This window comes from Streptomyces sp. NBC_00647, assembly GCF_045207245.1.
In the GTDB taxonomy this organism is placed as follows: Bacteria; Actinomycetota; Actinomycetes; order Streptomycetales; family Streptomycetaceae; genus Streptomyces.
Map to the genome: position 1 here is coordinate 4,183,884 of NZ_CP109040.1, position 14,932 is coordinate 4,198,815.

Consider the following 14,932-nt stretch of genomic DNA (forward strand, 5'->3'; position numbering starts at 1 on the left):
GTCAGGGAAATCCCGAAGACCGGACGCGGTGGGTGTAGCTCAGTTGGTAGAGCACCTGGTTGTGGTCCAGGTGGCCGCGGGTTCAAGTCCCGTCACTCACCCTGAGTAATCAGCCGGTGACCTGTTGAACAGGTCACCGGCTGATTGCGTTCCAGGAGACCATCGGTCCGCGATCGGCGGGCGAACGGAGGTGCGGTGAAGGCCGAGGACCACGACTCCCCCGTCGCGCCGCTCCGGGCCAGTACCTCTCGGCTCGATCTCGTGCCGCTGCGGGTCGAGCACGCCGAGGAGATGGCCGAGGTGCTGTCCGATCCGGCGCTGCACACCTACATCGGCGGGGCGCCGGCCTCTCCCGGTGCACTGCGGTCACGGTACGAACGGCTCGTCGCGGGTTCTCCCGACCCCGCCGTCGTCTGGTGCAACTGGGTGCTCAGGGCGCGCACGGAGGGGTGTCTGGTCGGGACCGTCCAGGCGACCGTCTCGGGCGAGGCCGCCGAGGTCGCCTGGGTGGTGGGCACGCCCTGGCAGGGACGGGGGTACGCGACGGAGGCCGCGCGGTCGCTGGTCCCGCTGGTGACCGGCGCGTTCGGCGTCCGCACGGTGATCGCCCATGTCCACCCCGCCCACCACGCGTCCGCCGCCGTCGCCGCCGCGGCGGGACTCTCCCCGACCGGCACCCTCCAGGACGGCGAGCTCCGCTGGGAGCTGACGGTACGACGGTGACCTCACCGCTCCCCGGTCCCGCAGGCCGCGCGCCAGGCGGCCGCGAAGCGGTGCACGTCGGCGAAGCGGTCGTCCGGGGCGGGAAACGTGGCTCGTTCGACGACCGCCAGCTGCCGCCCGGTCCCGCGCCAGGCGCGCTCCTCGTCCCCCGCGTCGAGCAGGAGCCGAGCGGCGCGGCCGAGGGTGAACACGGTCGTACGGGTGTCGATGACGGCACCGCGGACGAACTCCTCGGGGGCCATGAAGCGACGTGAGCCCGGCAGACGTTCGTCGTCGAGGACGAAGGGGCCGGGCCGGTACTCGTCGAGGTCGATGAGATGGACCGCGCCGGCGGTGAAGTCGTAGAGCAGCGCGCCGTCGTAGAAGTCGACGGCGACATGGCCGGCGGCCTCCACGGCGAGGTGCGCGTCGAGGACCCGGCCGAAGGCGCGCAGCACGGCGGCGGTGGGCAGGGACCGGAAGCGGGACATCGGGCTGCCGGGGCTCGTACGGTCACGCGGTCCGCCCACGATGGCGTGGTACAGCACCTCGCCCGAGCGCCAGGGCATGACCACCGCCCAGCCACCGCGCACGGCGATCCGGTGGACCTGCGGCACGATCGCCGTGTGCCGTACGGCCCGGTGAAACGCCCATCCTCGGTCGAGTGAACGGCGGCCGCGTTCGTCGACCGCCTCCTTGACGAACCACCGGGCGCCGTCGAGCAGCCGCACCCCGTACGACACACACCCCGAGTCCTGATCCCCGAACACCCTGAACACCTCGCCCACCCGGCCCAAGTACGGTTCCACGGCAGGCACTTCATCGACTCCGAGCAAGGGGTGCAGGACCATGGACACCAGCCTGCCCTACCCGGCCGCGCCGGGAGGACAGAAGCCGCAGGCCAGACGTTCCCCAGGAAGCCCCCACAAAGCCGGGCGCCCTACGACGACGCCCGCACCACCAGTTCCGCCGGCAGCACCAGCTGTCGCTTCTCCAGGCCCCGGGAGATCGCCGGACGGCGGTCCGCGATCTCGCCGAGGAGCAGGTCGATCATCGCGCGGCCCATCTCCTCGATGGGCTGGCGGACGCTGGTGAGGGGCGGATCCATGTGGCGGGCTATGGCCGAGTCGTCGTAGCCGATGAGCGCCACGTCGTCGGGGATGCGGCGGCCGCTCTCCCGCAGGACCTGGCGGGCGCCCGCCGCCATCACGTCGGAGCCGGCGAAGACGGCGTCGAGGTCGGGGCAGCGCTCCAGCAGCAGGGTCATGGCCCGGCGTCCCCCCTCCTCGGTGAAGTCGCCGGGGACGATCAGCCGCTCGTCCACCGGGCGGCCCGCGTCGAGCAGGCCCTGCCGGTAGCCGTCGACACGGCGCTGGGCACCGTAGACGTCCATGCGGCCGGCCAGGTGGGCGATCGAACGACGACCCCGGGCGATCAGGTGCTCCACGGCCGCGCGCCCGCCGCCGTAGTTGTCGGAGTCCACCGACGGAAGCGTCTCCTCCGCCGAGCGCCGGCCGCTGATCACCGCCGGGATCTCCAGCTGGGAGAGCAGGTCGGGAAGGGGGTCGTCGGCGTGCACCGAGACCAGCAGGACGCCGTCCACGCGGTGCGCCGCCAGATACTGGGCGAGGCGCTGGCGCTCCCGGTCGCTGCCCGCGAATATCAGCAGCAACTGCATCTCGGTCTCGGAGAGTTCGGCACCGACACCGCGCAGCATGTCCGAGAAGTACGGTTCCGCGAAGAAGCGGGTCTCCGGTTCGGGCACGACGAGGGCGATCGCGTCCGTGCGGTTGGCCGCGAGGGCGCGGGCCGCCGTGTTGGGGACGTAACCGAGCTCCGCGACAGCCGCCTCGACCGCGGCACGGGTCGCGTCGCTGACCCGCGGGGAGCCGTTGATCACCCGGGAGACCGTGCCCCGGCCCACGCCGGCGCGAGCGGCCACCTCTTCGAGGGTCGGCCGCCCGCCACTGCGGCCCCGCGCTCCGTGGACTGCCATGGGCTCCGCCTCCCGTCGACACCAAGTGGCCTGGAATGTAACAGCCTCACCCGAGGAGGCGAGCGTCACTGGGCCGCCACCCCAGGAGCCCTTGCCGCACCGGCCGCTCGTCTTCGGACGCCGAACGAGCTATAAGACTCTTCTGGCCATGTGGCGGAATGACATCTTCAGCTAACAGGCCGATAACTGAACGCATCTCTCCGCTCCCCCACCCTTGACACCCCCGCTCGAACCGACGACTCTTCAACACATCACCTGTGGGAGCGCTCCCACAGTACCTGACACATACACATCCCGCACGTTCCCCGCCCGAGCCGCAGCGAGAAACAACGGGCGCCACCAATGCAGTTGGCCGGGGGGTCGGCACGTCAGGCAACAGGAGGACGCAATGCGCACGAGTACCCGCCGGTCCCGCAGGCTGGGGGCCATCGCGGTCGTCGCCGCGCTGGCTACGGGACTGCTGGCCGGCTGTTCCAGCGACCCGGACGACGGCTCGTCGGACGCGAACAACGGTGGAGGTGGCAAGGGCGAGACGACCCTGACCATAGGCACCTTCGGCGTCTTCGGCTACAAGCAGGCCGGCCTCTACGCCGAGTACCAGAAGCTCCACCCCGAGATCTCCATCAAGGAGAACGTCACCACTCGTACCGACGTCTACTGGCCCAAGACCCTCACGCGCCTCCAGGCCGGCTCCGGCACCGACGACATCCAGGCGATCGAGGTCGGCAACGTCACCGAGGCCGTCCAGACCCAGGCCGACAAGTTCGTCGACCTCGGCAAGGACGTCGACAAGTCGCAGTGGCTGGACTGGAAGACCTCCCAGGCCACCACCAAGGACGGCAAGACGATCGCGCTCGGCACCGACATCGGTCCGATGGCGATCTGCTACCGCAAGGACCTGTTCGAGAAGGCCGGTCTGGAGACGGACCGCGTCAAGCTCGCCGCGCAGTGGCAGGGCGACTGGTCCAAGTACGTCGCCGTCGGCAAGGACTACATGAAGAAGGCGCCGAGCGGCACCAAGTTCGTGGACTCCGCCTCCTCGGTCTACAACGCGGCGCTCGGGGGCGAGAGCGAGCGGTACTACGACAAGGACGGCAACGTCATCTGGGACAAGTCCACCGGGGTGAAGAAGTCCTGGAACGCCGCGATGTCGGTGGCGACCAGCAACATGTCGGCGAAGCTGAAGCAGTTCGACCCGACGTGGGACCAGGGCTTCGCCAAGGGTTCGTTCGCGACGGTGGCCTGCCCCGCCTGGATGATGGGCTACATCCAGGAGAAGTCCGGTGACGCGGGCAAGGGCAAGTGGGACGTGGCGGCGGCGCCGACCGCGGCCAACTGGGGCGGCTCGTTCATCGGTGTCCCGACCGCGGGCAAGCACCAGAAGGAGGCCGTCGCGCTGGCCAAGTGGCTGACCGCGCCCGAGCAGCAGGCGAAGGTCTTCGCCAAGCAGGCCAGCTTCCCGTCGACCCCGTCGGCGTACGCGGACCTGAAGCCGGCCGCCGCCACCACGGAGTACTTCTCCAACGCCCCGATCACGCAGATCTTCGGCGACTCGGCGAAGACCATCCCGGTCCAGTACTTCGGCACCAAGGACCAGCCGATCAACACCGCGATCTCCGACGTGGGCATCCTCCAGGTCGAGCAGAAGGGCAAGTCCCCCGCCCAGGGCTGGAACGCGGCAAAGGCTGAGGTCAAGGACGTGCTCGGCCAGTGACCAGCTCCAAGCAGGCTCTCGCGCACCCCGCGACGAGCGCCGACGCCGCGCCCGGCTCCCAGCCGGGCGCGGCCCGGGGCGCTCAGGGTCGCGGTACGCCGCCGTCGGGCCCCGAGTCCTGGCGCAGCCGGCTGTACCGCTGGGACATGAAGGCGTCGCCGTACGCGTTCATCTCCCCCTTCTTCATCATCTTCGGGGCCTTCGGGCTCGTGCCCCTGCTCTACACGGCCTGGTACTCGCTGCACGACGTGCAGCTGTCCGGCCTGGACCACCAGACCTGGGTCGGCCTGGACAACTACAAGAACCTGCTGTCCTCGGAGTTCTTCTGGAACGCCCTGGGGAACACCTTCACCATCGGCGTGATCTCCACGGTGCCGCAGTTGCTCATGGCGATCGGGATCGCCCACCTGCTCAACTACCGGCTGCGCGGCTCGACCGTGTGGCGGGTCGTGATGCTCACCCCGTACGCCACCTCGGTGGCGGCGGCGACGCTGGTCTTCACGCTGCTGTACTCGTGGGACGGCGGCATGATCAACTGGCTGCTGCACTTCGTCGGGGTCGACCCGATCAACTGGCGCGAGTCCGACTGGGGCGGCCAGTTCGCCGTCTCCTCGATCGTGATCTGGCGGTGGACCGGCTACAACGCGCTGATCTACCTCGCGGCGATGCAGGCGATCCCGACCGACCTGTACGAGTCGGCGGCTCTCGACGGCGCGGGCCGCTGGCAGCAGTTCCGCCACGTGACGATCCCGATGCTGCGGCCGACGATCCTGTTCACGGTCGTCGTGTCCACGATCGGCGCGACGCAGCTGTTCGGTGAACCGCTCCTGTTCGGCGGGGTCAGCGGCTCGAAGGGCGGCTCCGCGCACCAGTACCAGACGCTCGGCCTGTACATGTACGACCAGGGCTGGAACATCGGCAACCTCGGCAAGGCGTCGGCGATCGCATGGACGATGTTCCTGATCCTGCTGATCGTCGCCGCGATCAACCTGCTGATCACCCGACGGCTGAGGAAATCCCAATGACCACCACTGAACTGACTGTCCCCCAGGCGGAGGCGAAGGGAACCCCGGACGGCCGGGGCCCCGGACGCCGCCGGGTGCTCGGCGCGGGCAAGCAGCTGCACGCGGGCCCGGTCACCTATGTCGTCCTGACCGTCTTCGCGCTGGTCTCGCTCGCTCCGCTGGTCTGGACGGCCGTCGCGGCCTCCCGCAACAACGTGCGGCTGGCGCAGTCACCGCCGCCGCTGTGGTTCGGCGGGAACCTGTTCAAGAACCTCCAGGCCGCGTGGGAGCAGGCCGGGCTCGGCACCGCGATGGTCAACTCCACGATCGTCGCCGGGACCATCACCGTCGGTACGGTCGTGTTCTCCACGCTCGCCGGCTTCGCCTTCGCCAAACTGCGGTTCAAGTTCTCCGGTCTTCTTCTGCTGCTGACCATCGGCACGATGATGATCCCGCCGCAGCTGGCCGTCGTACCGCTGTATCTGTGGATGAGCGACCTGGGCTGGTCCAACCAGCTCCAGACGGTCATCCTGCCCACCCTGGTCAGCGCCTTCGGTACGTTCTTCATGCGCCAGTACCTGGTGCAGGCCCTGCCCTCCGAGCTGATCGAGGCGGCACGGGTGGACGGCGCGAACAGCCTGCGCGTGGTGTGGCACGTCGTCTTCCCGGCGGCGCGGCCGGCCATGGCCGTGCTCGGCCTGCTGACGTTCGTGATGGCCTGGAACGACTTCCTGTGGCCGATCATCGCCCTGAACCAGCAGAACCCGACGGTGCAGGTCGCCCTCAACTCGCTGGGCACCGGCTACATCCCCGACCAGGCCGTCATCATGGCGGGCGCGCTGCTCGGCACACTGCCGCTGCTCATCGCCTTCCTCCTGTTCGGCAAGCAGATCGTGGGCGGGATCATGCAGGGCGCCATCAAGGGCTGACCGCCCTCCCGGGGGCCGGGTCACCGCCGCCTCGGCCCCTCCGTCCCGCCTCTCTTCCCCTCCTCCAACCCGTCGGTCTTCACGACCCCCTTGGGAGCGCTTCCATGCCTGAGTCCGTAACGCCCGTGACTTTCCCTCCGGCCTTCCTCTGGGGCGCGGCGACCTCCGCGTACCAGATCGAGGGGGCGGTACGGGAGGACGGCCGCACGCCCTCGATCTGGGACACCTTCAGCCATACACCCGGCAAGACGGCCGGCGGCGAGCACGGTGACATCGCTGTCGACCACTACCACCGCTACCGCGACGACGTGGCCCTGATGGCCGGGCTCGGGCTGGGCGCGTACCGCTTCTCGGTCTCCTGGTCGCGGGTGCAGCCGACCGGCCGGGGCCCCGCGGTCCAGCGCGGCCTCGACTTCTACCGGCGTCTGGTCGACGAGCTGCTGGCGCACGGCATCAAGCCGGCCGTCACCCTCTACCACTGGGACCTGCCGCAGGAGCTGGAGGACGCGGGCGGCTGGCCCGAGCGCGAGACGGCGCTGCGCTTCGCCGAGTACGCGCAGATCGTCGGCGAGGCGCTGGGCGACCGCGTCGAGCAGTGGATCACGCTGAACGAGCCCTGGTGCAGCGCCTTCCTGGGGTACGGCTCCGGGGTGCACGCCCCCGGCCGGACGGACCCGGCGGCTTCGCTCCGTGCCGCCCACCATCTGAACCTGGCGCACGGTCTGGGCACTTCGGCGCTCCGTTCCGTGATGCCGTCCCGCAACTCCGTCGCGGTGAGCCTCAACTCCTCGGTGGTCAGGCCCCTTTCGCAGGACCCGGCGGACCTCGACGCCGTCCAGCGCATCGACGACCTGGCCAACGGCGTCTTCCACGGCCCGATGCTGCACGGCGCCTACCCTCAGACCCTGTTCGCGGCGACGCGATCGGTCACCGACTGGTCGTACGTCCAGGACGGCGATCTCACCGCGATCCACCAGCCGTTGGACGCGCTCGGCCTCAACTACTACACGCCGACGCTGGTCTCGGCGGCCGCCGCGTCCGCGGACGGTCCGCGCGCGGACGGCCACGGCGCCAGCTCGCACTCCCCCTGGCCGGGCGCGGACGACGTCGCGTTCCACCAGACCCCGGGTGAGCGCACCGAGATGGGCTGGACGATCGACCCGACGGGCCTGCACGACCTGATCATGCGTTACACCCGGGAGGTTCCCGGCCTGCCCCTGTACGTGACGGAGAACGGCGCCGCCTACGACGACAAGCCGGACCCGGACGGCCGAGTCCACGACCCCGAGCGCATCGCCTACCTGAACGGCCACCTGTCCGCCGTGCACCGCGCGATCGCCGACGGCGCCGACGTCCGCGGCTACTACCTCTGGTCCCTCATGGACAACTTCGAGTGGGCCTACGGCTACGGCAAGCGCTTCGGCGCGGTCTACGTCGACTACGCGACCCAGATCCGCACCCCGAAGTCGAGCGCCCACTGGTACAGCCAGGCGGCCCGCACGGGGACGCTGTCACCGGTGACGCCCGCCGAGTAGGCCATCGCCCGAAAGACACGGGGACACGGGGCCACGGGGGCACGAGGGCACGGGGGCACGGGGGCACGGGGGCACGGGGGCACGGGGGCACGGGGGACGGAGGACGGGGCGCGACACCCGAGGGGGGTGCCGCGCCCCACCGCGTCCCGGTCGGCCGGACGGGCATCCTCGTACCCGTGCGGGCTCCGCCGGTGCGGGTGCGTGACCGCCGGCCTCGCGGTGCCTACCGGATGAGTCCCGCGACGATCGCGGTCAGCGTCCGGTCCACCACCGCGTCGCGCTGGTCCGGGGGCAGCAGGGCGAGCGGGCCGTCGAGGATGAGCAGCGACAGACCGTGCACGGTCGACCAGGCGGCCACCTCGGCGGCGGGGCGGTTCTCCTGGGCCATCCGGCCCGTCGCCACCAGGGTGTCGAGGGAGTCGGAGAGTTCCCTGAACGCGGCGAACTCCGCCCCGGCGTCGGGTGCTTCGAGGCCGGTGAAGTCCCTCTCCTCCGCCGCTGCGGTGCGGCAGAAGGCGGTGCGGTAGAGGCCGGGGTGCTCGATCGCGAAGCGGACGTAACCGCGGCCGATGGCCTCGGTCCTGCGCACCGCCTCCTCGCCCGGGTCGTCGGCCGCGGGCAGGGCGCGGACGGCGTCGGACATCGAGGCGGCGAGCGCCTGCTGACCGTGGATCTTCACCTCTTCCAGCAGTTCCCCCTGCCCCTCGAAGTGCCGGTAGGCGGCGGTGGGCGACACCCCGACACTGCGGGCCGCCTCCCGGAGCACGACCCGTTCGGGGCCGCCCTCCGTCGCGAGTTCGACCGCGGCCTCGATCAGGGCGTTGCGGAGGTCGCCGTGGTGGTACCGCGACCGGCCGCCGCTCGTCCGCGTCCGGCCGCCGCTCGTCCGCGTCCGGGCGCCCGCTCTCCCCCGGCCACCCGCACCGGACCCATCGTTCCCACCGGACCCACCCGCACCGGAAGGGCCGCTGTCCGCACCGGACCCGCCGCGACCGGCGCCGCGGTCCTTCTCGGAGCCACCGTCGTCACCCGCAACCGAAGGGCTGTCGGCGCCGGACCCGCCGCCCACGCCGGAGGCGCCATCGCCACGTGCACCCGAGGCGCCGGCCGCACCCGGGCCGCCGTCCGCACCGGAGCCACCGCTCGCGCCGGAGGCGCCACCTCCCGTGCCGGACCCGGCGCCCACGTCACCGCCGGTGTCCGCCCTGCCGCCCGTGATCGATTCCATGACCCCATCCTGCCCGAATCAGTGGCTCCACCCGCCCCCCCGTCCTGTCTTCCACCACGCCGCCGACTTTTTAAAGTTGACGCCGTTAACATCGTATGCCATCGTCGATGTTAACGGCGTAAACATCCGGAGGCGATCACCATGTTCGACCGCATCGCACAGCTGGCCCTCCATCGGAGCCGGCTCCTGCTCACCCTCACCGTGGTGGCCGTGGTCGCCATGGCGGCCGTCGGCCTGGGGGCGTTCGGCAAGCTCCAGAGCGGCGGCTTCGAAGATCCGAGCGCGCCCTCGGCCCGCGCGCAGGCCGTCATCGACGAGAAGTTCGGCGGCGAGAGCAACCTCGTCCTGCTCGCGCGGTCCGACGACGGCGGGGCCATCGGCTCCCCCGCCGCGGAGCGCGCCGGGCGCGACCTGACCTCCCGGCTCAAGGCCGAGCCCGCCCTGTCGAACGTGATCTCGTACTGGGACACCGGCGCCTCCGCGCTGACCTCCCGGGACGGGAAGCAGGCCCTCGTGCTGGCCCACGTCAAGGGGGACGAGACCGAGCAGGGCGACAACGCCTCGGCGGTCATCGACCGGTACACCGGCGACCGGAACGGGCTGACCGTACGGGCGGGCGGCGAGGCGGCGGTCGGCGACGAGGTGCCCACCCAGGTCGCCAAGGATCTCGCGGTGGCCGAGTCCATCGCCGTACCGCTGATCCTCGTCCTGCTCGTGATCGCCTTCGGCAGTGTCGTCGCCGCGCTGCTCCCGCTGGTCATCGGGCTGATCGCGATCGTCGGCACCTTCGCCGAGCTCTACGTCCTGGGCAGCCTCACGAGCGTGTCGGTGTTCTCGATCAACCTCACCACCGCGCTGGGCCTGGGCCTCGGCATCGACTACGCGCTGCTCATGATCAGCCGGTTCCGCGAGCATCTCGCGGAGGGGGCCGAGGTCCCGGACGCCCTGCGGCACACGGTCCGCACGGCCGGACGCACCATCACCTTCTCCGCCGCGACCGTCGCCGCCGCGCTCGCCGCGCTGCTGGTCTTCCCGCAGTTCTTCCTGCGCTCCTTCGCCTACGCGGGCATCGGTGTGGTGGCCGTCGCCGCCCTGAGCGCGCTGCTGGTCATGCCGGCCCTGCTCGCCGTGCTGGGTCACCGCATCAACAAGGGCCGCCTGCCCTGGGCGAAGACGGTGCGCAGCGCCGAGGCCCCGCTCTGGGCCCGGCTCTCCCGCACGGTCATGCGCCGGCCCGCCCTGACCGCGCTCCCCGTCCTGGCCGTCCTGCTGCTCGCGGCCTCCCCGCTGCTCGGTGTCACCTTCGGCACCCCCGACGAACGGGTCCTGCCCGAGAGCGCGCAGAGCCGGCAGGTCGCCACCGCCGTACAGGGCGACTTCACCGGCAGCGACGAGTCGGCGGTGCAGATCGTGACGACCGGCCCGGTGTCACCGGGCGAGCTGAGCGCGTACGCCGTCTCGCTCTCGCGGCTCGACGGCGCTGCCCGCGTCGAGACCTCCGCCGGCACCTACACGGACGGCCGGTCCGGTCCGCCCGGACCCGCCGCCGCCGCGCTCGGCCGCCCCGACGCCCAGCGGATCACCGTCGTGACAGGCCTGACCCCCAAGTCGGACGAGGCCCAGGACCTGGTCGAGGCCGTACGGGCCGTCGACGTGCCCGGCGGGAGCGAGGCGCTGGTCGGCGGCAGTGACGCCCGGCTGGTCGACTCCAAGTCCTCGATCGCGGACCGGCTCCCGGCCGCCATCGGCCTGGTGGCGGGCAGCACCTTCCTGATCCTGTTCCTCTTCACCGGCAGCGTGGTCCAGCCGCTGCGCGCCCTGGTCCTGAACGCGGTCAGCCTCACCGCGGCCATCGGCGTCATGGTGTGGATCTTCCAGGACGGTCACCTGTCCTCCCTGCTCGGCTTCACGCCGCAGCCGATGGACACCTCGATGACCGTGCTGATGTTCTGCATCGCCTTCGGTCTGTCCATGGACTACGAGGTCTTCGTGACCAGCCGCATCAAGGAGCTCCACGACGCGGGCGCCGACACCGAGACCGCGGTCACCAACGGGCTCTCGCACACCGGACGGATCGTGACCATGGCCGCCGGGCTGCTCGCGGTGAGCTTCTTCGCCTTCGGCACGGCTCACGTCAGTTTCATCCAGATGTTCGGCCTCGGCAGCGGTCTGGCGATCCTGATCGACGCGGTGGCCGTACGAGGAGTGCTCGTCCCCGCCGCCATGCGACTGCTGGGCCGCGCCGCCTGGTACGCGCCGAAGCCCCTGCGGGCCGTGCACGGACGGCTCGGCCTCAGCGAGGGCCCGTCCCCCGCGGACTCCCCCGCGGACAGGTCCGCCGACCCGGGACGCTCACCCGCCGAGGTCTGACCGCCCCAGCTCGAACCAGGTCGCCTTGCCCCGCCCCGGCCCGCGCCCGCACACGCCCCAGGCGTCGGCACCGTTCGAGATGAGCTGCATCCCCCGGCCCCCCTCTTCGTCGGGGCCGGGGATGCGGAGGTCGGGAAGGCCGGGCGCCTCGTCGTGGACGAGGACACGCAGGCGACGGGGGCCGGCCCAGCCCGCGTGCAGGGTGACGGGGGTCGGGCGGCCCCGGCCGGCGGAGGCCTTGATGGCGTTCGTGACCGCCTCGGAGGTCAGAAGCACCGCGATGTCGGTGAGCTCGGGCCGGTGGGACACGGCCAGGAGGGTGCGGACGGTGTCCCGGGCGGTGCGGACCCAGACGGGGTGGGGCGGGAAGACGAGGGAGACGTCGGTGGGGCGTCGGTGATCCTCCATCGGAGGGGGCTCCTTCGGGTTGCGCGCGGCCGCGGTGAACCAGGCCCCTGGTTCCTCAACTCCGTTGAGTACGGGGGCACTTCCTCGGGGGCGCGGGGGCGAGGTGGATCGCCTCGACCGTAGGGAAATGTTTTCCTCCGGCGCAAGCATCTCCCGCCGATGTCACCCACGTGAGTGACGTGGCGACAGGTCGGCGACCCCCGGACGTCGAGATCGGCAGACTTCTCCGCGAGGAGGTCGGCCATGGCACCCAGGAGCAACCCGAGCGAGCGCCAGCGCAGGCTCGGCGCGGAACTGCGCGGACTGCGCGTCCGCGCCGGGCTCTCCGGCGAGCGCGCGGCGGCCATCCTCGGCGCGGACCGCGCCCGCATCAGCAACATCGAGACCGGACGCATCGATGTCTCGCGCAACCGCCTCCACAAGGTTCTCCAGGAGTACGGCTGTCCGCCCGGGGCCTACTTCGACGGGCTGATGGCGATGGCCCAGGAGAGCGGCAAGGGGTGGTGGGACGAGTTCAACGACACCATCGGACCGGGGGCCCGGGACCTGGCGGAACTGGAGTCCCGGTCGACGGTGCTGCGGACGCACGAGCCCCTCGTGATCCCCGGGATGCTCCAGACCGAGGAGTACGCCCGCGCGGTCCTGGAGGCCACCGAGAGGGACCGTCGGCGCGCCCACCGCTACGCCGAGTTCCGCCTGGCCCGCCAGCTCGTGCTCACCGGCGACTCACCGGTGACGTACCGGGCCGTCATCCACGAAGCCGCGCTGCACACCCAGGTGGGCGGCGCGGCGGTCATGCGCCGGCAGCTGCTGCGGCTGATGGAGATCTCACGGCTGCCCAACGTCGCCGTGCAGGTGTACCCGTTCGAGGCGGGGATCTACTCGGCGCACTCCCAGTCGTTCGTCCTCCACGGGAGCACCGCACCCGAACTGGACACGGTCTACCTGGAACACCCGACGCACTCCCTCTTCCTCCGGGACGCGAACCACCTCGATCAGTACACGAAGATGTTCGAGCGGCTGTCGGAGCTGGCGCTGGCACCGGTCGACCCCGAGTCGACACCCGAGTCGCACGCGTCCCGCGACTCACTGAGCCTGGTCCAGCACGTCATGTACGCCCTGTGAAAGGAACCTCCCGCATGCCCCGACTCATCTGGCAGAAGTCCTCGTTCAGCACGGGCGGCGAGGGCAACTGCGTGGAACTGGCGGCAGCGGTGTCCGGTCACATCCACCTCCGCGAGAGCGACCGTCCGTGCGACATCGCCACCTCCACCCCCCACGCCCTGGCCGGCCTGCTCCACCTGCTGAAGGACGGCTCCTGGGGGCCCGGCCAGGACCGGTGAAATGGGGTCTGGGCCGTGTCCGGGCGGAGTTCACCGGACACGGCCCAGGTCTTGGGCACGCTACGACGCCCCGGCCGGGTGGGGGGTGGAGAGATCCGGCCGGGGCGCGCAACCCCCGTTTCGCGATGGCTTGTGCGGGCTACTTGAAGGCGCCGAACGCCTTCGAGAAGGCGCCGTCGCTCTGGACGATGGAGCTGCAGACCGCGTCGGCGGAGTTCTTGGCGCCGCCGGCGCACTGCTTGTCACGGGTGGCGGACCACATGGAGAGCCAGCCGATGCCCTTGGACTGCGCGAAGCTCACCAACTGCGAGGCGTCGTCGACCTTGAAGATCTCGGACGCGACGTCGTTGACGCCGATCATCGGGGTGATGGCGACGGACTTCCACGCGGCGCTGTCGGAGAGGCCGAGGACACTCTTGACCTGCGCCTGCGTGGCGGTCGCGGCCTGCTCCGCGTAGGTGCCCATGTCACCGCTGTACGCGGGGCCGTAGTCCATCGCCATGATGTTCACGGTGTTGATCTTCACGCCGTTGGACTTGGCGTTGGAGAGCAGGTTGACGCCGTCCTGGGTGAGGCCCTCCGGCATGACCGGCAGGGTGAAGGAGACGTCCAGGTCCGGGTGTTGCTGCTGGAGCTTGGCGATGGCCTTCGCACGGGTCGTGTTGGCGGCCGTGTTCGGCAGGGCGCCGCCCTCGATGTCGAAGTCGACCTTCGTGAGCTTGTAGGCGTCCACGGCCTTTCCGTACGCCGCCGCCAGCGCGTCGGCCGAGGAACAGGTCGTGGCCAGCTCCGTGCCGGAGGCCCCGCCGAAGGAGACCCGGACGTCGCCGCCCTTGGCGCGCAGCGCGCCGATCTGCGCCGCCACCGCGTCACTGGCGAGGTCGCTCACCCCGCCCCACTTCGGCGTGCAGCCGCCGCCGTCGGTGATGAACGCGAGGTTGTAGTTCTTCACGCCGGTGGCGTCGGCGGACTTGACCAGGTCGAAGGCCGGGTAGAGGGAGGTGTCGACGTAGGGCGCGAAGCCCGCGCTCGTCGTCCCGCCGCTGCCGGAGCTCTGCGAGGGAGACGCGGTGGCGGTGGGAGTCGCGGTCGCGGTCGGCTTCGGGGTCGCGCTCTGCGAGGCGGTCGCGGTCGGGGTGGGCGTGGCCGTCGGGGTGGCGGAACTCGTCGGACGGCCGCTCGGCTCGGGCGTCGCGCCGTCGTCCACCGAGCACTTGGTGCTGTCGATGAGACAGCCCGTCGGGTTCGCGGTGCCGTTCACGACGAAGCCGACGGTGACGGACTCGCCGGCCGCCAGACCGTCCTTGTCCCAGGACGGGGGCTTCACGGTGACGTGCTGCCCGCTGACCGTGGACGTCGCGTTCCACAGCGAGCTGAGCTTGCTGCCCGGCGGCAGGTCGAACTCCAGCGTCCAGTCCGCCTTCGTCCGGTCCGTGTCGTTGGTGACGACGTACTGCGCGGTGTAACCCGTGGACCAGTCACTGGTCCGGGTGTACGCGGCGCCGACGCTCGCCGCCTGAGCGGTACCGGTGAACAGGAGTGCGCCACCACCGACCACGGCCGCCGCGACGATGCCGCCTATCGCCTTGTTCCTGCCACTGACCTTGCGTCGGTGCGTACTGCTCATCGCGTGCCTGCCTTCGCGGATTCACGGGGGTTCGCTGGGATCGCTGGGGACGTCCCAGGGAGTGCGGCATCACGCT

Annotated in this window: 13 protein-coding genes and 1 tRNA gene; 9 read left to right on the plus strand and 5 right to left on the minus strand. The window is 71.0% G+C overall.

Annotated features, from left to right (window positions below; genetic code table 11):
* Positions 1 to 28 precede the first annotated feature (28 nt).
* Both OG788_RS18250 and OG788_RS18255 read left to right on the plus strand, forming a co-directional pair.
* Positions 29 to 101, plus strand: a tRNA-His gene (locus OG788_RS18250).
* 94 nt (positions 102 to 195) lie between these two features.
* Complete coding sequence (locus OG788_RS18255) at positions 196 to 723, plus strand: GNAT family N-acetyltransferase (protein ID WP_406372074.1); 528 nt, start codon at positions 196 to 198, stop codon at positions 721 to 723.
* A 2-nt stretch (positions 724 to 725) separates the two neighbouring features.
* Here OG788_RS18255 and OG788_RS18260 read toward each other — a convergent pair whose 3' ends face one another.
* Together OG788_RS18260 and OG788_RS18265 are read right to left on the minus strand one after the other, a co-directional pair.
* Positions 726 to 1,553 carry a serine/threonine protein kinase gene (locus tag OG788_RS18260; RefSeq protein ID WP_406372076.1) on the minus strand — a complete coding sequence of 276 codons (828 nt, stop codon included), beginning with the start codon at positions 1,551 to 1,553 and terminating at the stop codon, positions 726 to 728.
* 89 nt (positions 1,554 to 1,642) lie between these two features.
* On the minus strand, positions 1,643 to 2,698 hold the full coding sequence (locus OG788_RS18265; RefSeq protein ID WP_356748247.1) for a LacI family DNA-binding transcriptional regulator: 1,056 nt from the start codon (positions 2,696 to 2,698) through the stop codon (positions 1,643 to 1,645).
* 388 nt (positions 2,699 to 3,086) lie between these two features.
* Between OG788_RS18265 and OG788_RS18270 the strand changes: the two genes are divergently transcribed.
* The 4 genes from OG788_RS18270 (at position 3,087) to OG788_RS18285 (ending at position 7,880) form a co-directional block, all read left to right on the plus strand.
* Positions 3,087 to 4,412: an ABC transporter substrate-binding protein gene (locus OG788_RS18270; RefSeq protein ID WP_406372078.1), complete on the plus strand. Its 1,326-nt coding sequence runs from the start codon at positions 3,087 to 3,089 to the stop codon at positions 4,410 to 4,412.
* Positions 4,409 to 5,437, plus strand: coding sequence for a carbohydrate ABC transporter permease (locus OG788_RS18275; protein WP_406372080.1), 1,029 nt, complete (start codon positions 4,409 to 4,411; stop codon positions 5,435 to 5,437). Before OG788_RS18270 ends, OG788_RS18275 begins: the two co-directional genes overlap by 4 nt.
* A complete protein-coding gene (locus OG788_RS18280; protein WP_406372082.1) occupies positions 5,434 to 6,345 on the plus strand; it encodes a carbohydrate ABC transporter permease in 912 nt (303 codons plus the stop codon). The genes OG788_RS18275 and OG788_RS18280 overlap by 4 nt, the downstream gene beginning before the upstream one ends.
* A gap of 104 nt (positions 6,346 to 6,449) precedes the next feature.
* A complete protein-coding gene (locus OG788_RS18285) occupies positions 6,450 to 7,880 on the plus strand; it encodes a GH1 family beta-glucosidase (protein ID WP_406372084.1) in 1,431 nt (476 codons plus the stop codon).
* Positions 7,881 to 8,103: 223 nt separating this feature from the next.
* Here OG788_RS18285 and OG788_RS18290 read toward each other — a convergent pair whose 3' ends face one another.
* The gene (locus tag OG788_RS18290) at positions 8,104 to 9,108 is read right to left on the minus strand and encodes a TetR/AcrR family transcriptional regulator (RefSeq protein ID WP_406372086.1); all 1,005 of its coding nucleotides are present in this window, start codon (positions 9,106 to 9,108) and stop codon (positions 8,104 to 8,106) included.
* Between the two features lie 141 nt (positions 9,109 to 9,249).
* On the opposite strand from OG788_RS18290, the gene OG788_RS18295 reads away from it, so the two are divergent.
* Positions 9,250 to 11,478, plus strand: a complete 2,229-nt coding sequence (locus OG788_RS18295; RefSeq protein WP_406372088.1) for an MMPL family transporter — start codon at positions 9,250 to 9,252, stop codon at positions 11,476 to 11,478.
* Here OG788_RS18295 and OG788_RS18300 read toward each other — a convergent pair.
* Positions 11,461 to 11,886 (minus strand): ATP-binding protein, encoded by a 426-nt coding sequence (locus OG788_RS18300; protein WP_356748235.1) that lies wholly within the window; start codon positions 11,884 to 11,886, stop codon positions 11,461 to 11,463. The two genes, OG788_RS18295 and OG788_RS18300, sit on opposite strands and share 18 nt — an antisense overlap.
* A gap of 243 nt (positions 11,887 to 12,129) precedes the next feature.
* Between OG788_RS18300 and OG788_RS18305 the strand changes: the two genes are divergently transcribed.
* Together OG788_RS18305 and OG788_RS18310 are read left to right on the plus strand one after the other, a co-directional pair.
* Positions 12,130 to 13,011 (plus strand): helix-turn-helix transcriptional regulator, encoded by an 882-nt coding sequence (locus tag OG788_RS18305; RefSeq protein ID WP_356748233.1) that lies wholly within the window; start codon positions 12,130 to 12,132, stop codon positions 13,009 to 13,011.
* A 14-nt stretch (positions 13,012 to 13,025) separates the two neighbouring features.
* Positions 13,026 to 13,229, plus strand: a complete 204-nt coding sequence (locus tag OG788_RS18310) for a DUF397 domain-containing protein (protein WP_351542053.1) — start codon at positions 13,026 to 13,028, stop codon at positions 13,227 to 13,229.
* A gap of 139 nt (positions 13,230 to 13,368) precedes the next feature.
* Here OG788_RS18310 and OG788_RS18315 read toward each other — a convergent pair whose 3' ends face one another.
* Complete coding sequence (locus OG788_RS18315) at positions 13,369 to 14,856, minus strand: cellulose binding domain-containing protein (protein ID WP_406372090.1); 1,488 nt, start codon at positions 14,854 to 14,856, stop codon at positions 13,369 to 13,371.
* Between the last annotated feature and the right edge of the window lie 76 nt (positions 14,857 to 14,932).

Coding starts and splice junctions, on each gene's coding strand:
- OG788_RS18260 (WP_406372076.1), bottom strand. CDS start 1,553: ATGGTCCTGCACCCCTTGCTCGGAGTCGATGAAGTGCCTGCCGTGGAA.
- OG788_RS18265 (WP_356748247.1), bottom strand. CDS start 2,698: ATGGCAGTCCACGGAGCGCGGGGCCGCAGTGGCGGGCGGCCGACCCTC.
- OG788_RS18270 (WP_406372078.1), top strand. CDS start 3,087: ATGCGCACGAGTACCCGCCGGTCCCGCAGGCTGGGGGCCATCGCGGTC.
- OG788_RS18280 (WP_406372082.1), top strand. CDS start 5,434: ATGACCACCACTGAACTGACTGTCCCCCAGGCGGAGGCGAAGGGAACC.
- OG788_RS18285 (WP_406372084.1), top strand. CDS start 6,450: ATGCCTGAGTCCGTAACGCCCGTGACTTTCCCTCCGGCCTTCCTCTGG.
- OG788_RS18290 (WP_406372086.1), bottom strand. CDS start 9,108: ATGGAATCGATCACGGGCGGCAGGGCGGACACCGGCGGTGACGTGGGC.
- OG788_RS18295 (WP_406372088.1), top strand. CDS start 9,250: ATGTTCGACCGCATCGCACAGCTGGCCCTCCATCGGAGCCGGCTCCTG.
- OG788_RS18300 (WP_356748235.1), bottom strand. CDS start 11,886: ATGGAGGATCACCGACGCCCCACCGACGTCTCCCTCGTCTTCCCGCCC.
- OG788_RS18305 (WP_356748233.1), top strand. CDS start 12,130: ATGGCACCCAGGAGCAACCCGAGCGAGCGCCAGCGCAGGCTCGGCGCG.
- OG788_RS18310 (WP_351542053.1), top strand. CDS start 13,026: ATGCCCCGACTCATCTGGCAGAAGTCCTCGTTCAGCACGGGCGGCGAG.
- OG788_RS18315 (WP_406372090.1), bottom strand. CDS start 14,856: ATGAGCAGTACGCACCGACGCAAGGTCAGTGGCAGGAACAAGGCGATA.